Genomic DNA, 2,938 nt, shown 5'->3' on the forward strand with positions numbered 1-2,938 from the left:
ATATTGTCCGATGAACCAGAGCGGCGTCTCCGGTTGCATGAAATTATTGCATTTGCGGGCCGCCAGCTGGCCGAGCGCCTCGGCACAGCGCCCAGCGGCTCGCAGATCCAGCCAATTATCATCGGCGACAACCGGCGCACCATGGCGGTGGCGGCGGCACTACAGACCCGCGGCTTCGACATACGCGGCATTCGTCCGCCGACTGTGCCGGAAGGGACTTCGCGCCTGCGCATATCGCTGACGCTCAACGTCGATAAAGCCGCCATATCCGCCATGATCGATGCGCTTGTCGAGGCGTTGGCCCAGAATGACCAAAGGTGACATGACCCGAAGCGACATCAGCAAAGGCATAGTCATCACCGGAACGGATACCGGCATCGGCAAGACGGTGTTTTCGGCGGGCCTCGTCGGCCTGCTCGACGGCTTCTACTGGAAACCGGTGCAATCGGGCCTCGACGAGGAGACCGACAGCGAGGCCGTTACCCGGCTCTCCGGCCTGCCGGCCGGGCGCGTCCTGCCGGAAGTTTATCGTCTGAAGACGCCACTGTCGCCGCACCGTTCGGCCGAAATCGATGGCGTCGCAATCGAGGCGGCAAAGCTCTCGCTGCCGGACTTGCCAGGCCCGCTCATCATCGAAGGCGCTGGCGGATTGATGGTACCGCTCAATCGACAGACAAGATTCATCGACATATTCCGTGAATGGCAACTGCCGGTCATTCTTTGCGCGCGCACCAGGCTCGGCACCATCAATCACACATTGTTGTCGATCGAAGCCCTCAGGGCCCGTGGCATCCCGCTCATCGGAGTGGCCTTCATCGGCGAAGAAATGGCGGACAGCCAAAGGACAATCGCGGAATTTGGCAATGTGCGGCAGCTTGGCAGGCTGCCGTACCTTGATCCGCTGACATCTAAAACCCTGAGGGAAGCGATGGTTTCGGGCTTCGATCTCTCGCCGATTGCATGGGGTCAATGATGTCTCGATCCCGCGTCTGGCATCCTTTCACCCAGCACGCGCTCGAGCCGGCAATCCCCGAAATTGTCCGGACTGAAGGCGCCTATCTCCACAAGGCCGATGGCACCCGCATCCTCGACGCCATTTCCTCGTGGTGGGTCGTCACCCATGGTCATCGCCATCCGCGCATCGTCAAGGCGATCGAGACGACTGCTGCCAACCTCGACCAGATCATCTTCGCCGGCTTCACGCACGAGCCGGCCGAACGCCTCGCCAAAGCCTTGGTGAATCTCGCGCCGCCGGGGCTCGACTGGGTGTTTTATTCCGACAGCGGCTCGACCTCGGTCGAGGTCGCGCTGAAGATGGCGCTCGGCTATTTCCGCAATATCGGCGCGCCGCGCTCGCACATCGTCGTCATGGAGCACAGCTACCATGGCGACACGATCGGCGCGATGAGCGTCGGCGCGCGTGGGGTGTTCAACGCGGCCTACGAACCCTTGCTGTTCGAAGTCGACACCATCCCCTTCCCGGCCACAGGACGCGAGCAGGAAACGCTGGATCGGTTCGAGATCGTCTCTCGCGACCGGCGCGCAGCTGCGCTAATTGTCGAGCCGCTGGTGCTCGGCGCCGGCGGCATGCTGATGTATCCGGCCTGGGTTTTGGCTGAATTAAAGAGGATCGCCGAGGCTTCGGGCACGCTCTTGATCGCCGACGAAGTGATGACCGGCTGGGGACGCACGGGAACCGTGTTCGCCTGCGAGCAGGCGAACATCTCGCCCGACATCCTTTGCACCTCGAAGGGCCTGACCGGCGGCACCATTTCGCTTGCCGCCACGCTGGCGACCGACGCCATCTTCCAGGCCCATTATTCGCTCGACCGGAAGAAGACCTTCTTTCATTCGAGCTCCTATACGGCCAATCCGATTGCCTGCGCGGCGGCACTCGCCAATGTCGAGATTTGGCACGACGAGCCTGTTATCGAGCGGATCGCCGCCCTCGCCGCTCTGCAGGCCGCTGGCCTTCAGCGCTTTCGCGACAATCCTTGCTTCACCGACTGCCGGATCACCGGCACGATCGCGGCGCTCGATTTGGGTACCGCATCCCCGGGCTATCTGGCCGAGATCGGTCCAAGGCTGCGGGCATTCTTCCTCGAGCAGGGATTGCTGGTGCGCCCGCTCGGCAATGTCCTCTATGTGCTCCCACCCTATTGCGTAACCGGCGCCGAGCTCGATCGGCTTTATGACGCCATCGACGAGGCCGGCCAACGCTTCGGACCGAAACCATGAGCAGGTCGTCGCGCATCCTCGGCTTTGGCCACCATGTGCCTGGGCGCAAGGTTGAGAATGCCGAGATCGAGAACAATCTCGGCCTCGAGCCAGGCTGGATCGAACGGCGCACAGGAATTCGCTCGCGCTTCTGGGCGACTGACGAAGATACGCTTTCGGGCCTTGCCGCGCGGGCCGGCGACATGGCGCTGGCAGATGCGGGTATCGATCGGAGCGACATCGGTCTTCTGTTGCTCGCCACGTCAACCCCCGACCATCTCCTGCCGCCGAGCGCGCCGCTGGTTGCGCACCGGCTCGGCCTCGGCCGCGCCGGTGCCATCGACCTGACCGGCGCCTGCGCCGGTTTCATCTATGCGCTGATGTTCGCCGACGGGTTCACCCGGGTGCACGGTCGACCCGCCCTTGTCATTGCCGCCAACATTTTGAGCCGCCGCATCAACCCGGCCGAGCGAGCCAGTGCCGTGCTGTTTGCTGATGCCGCCGGCGCGATCGTGATCGGTCCCAGCGAGGATGCAGAACGCGGCATTCTCGGCGCTTCGGTCGATTCGGACGGTTCGCGCTACGGATTGATCCAGATCCCCGCCGGAGGAAGCAACACGCCTTTTCGCAACGGCCTCGATCTCGCGCAGACCCGCATGACGATCGTCGACGGACGCGAAGTGTTCGCCAAAGCCGTGGAGATGATGACGACATGTTCAAG

At 63.0% G+C, this 2,938-nt stretch carries 3 protein-coding genes and 1 pseudogene; all 4 read left to right on the forward strand.

Annotated elements, in window-relative coordinates; all coding sequences use genetic code 11:
- A pseudogene (locus EOA32_RS35725) lies at positions 1–321 on the forward strand (8-amino-7-oxononanoate synthase); the annotation flags it as partial.
- Positions 322–337: 16 nt separating this feature from the next.
- Positions 338–973, forward strand: a complete 636-nt coding sequence (bioD, locus tag EOA32_RS35730) for a dethiobiotin synthase (protein WP_128374195.1) — start codon at positions 338–340, stop codon at positions 971–973.
- A complete protein-coding gene (locus tag EOA32_RS35735; protein ID WP_128374193.1) occupies positions 973–2,238 on the forward strand; it encodes an adenosylmethionine--8-amino-7-oxononanoate transaminase in 1,266 nt (421 codons plus the stop codon). The genes bioD and EOA32_RS35735 overlap by 1 nt, the downstream gene beginning before the upstream one ends.
- On the forward strand, positions 2,235–2,938 hold a 704-nt coding region (locus tag EOA32_RS35740), incomplete at its 3' end, for a 3-oxoacyl-ACP synthase (RefSeq protein ID WP_128374194.1). The genes EOA32_RS35735 and EOA32_RS35740, both read left to right, overlap by 4 nt.

This window comes from Mesorhizobium sp. M1A.F.Ca.ET.072.01.1.1 (genome assembly GCF_004023325.1).
Lineage (GTDB): Bacteria > Pseudomonadota > Alphaproteobacteria > Rhizobiales > Rhizobiaceae > Mesorhizobium.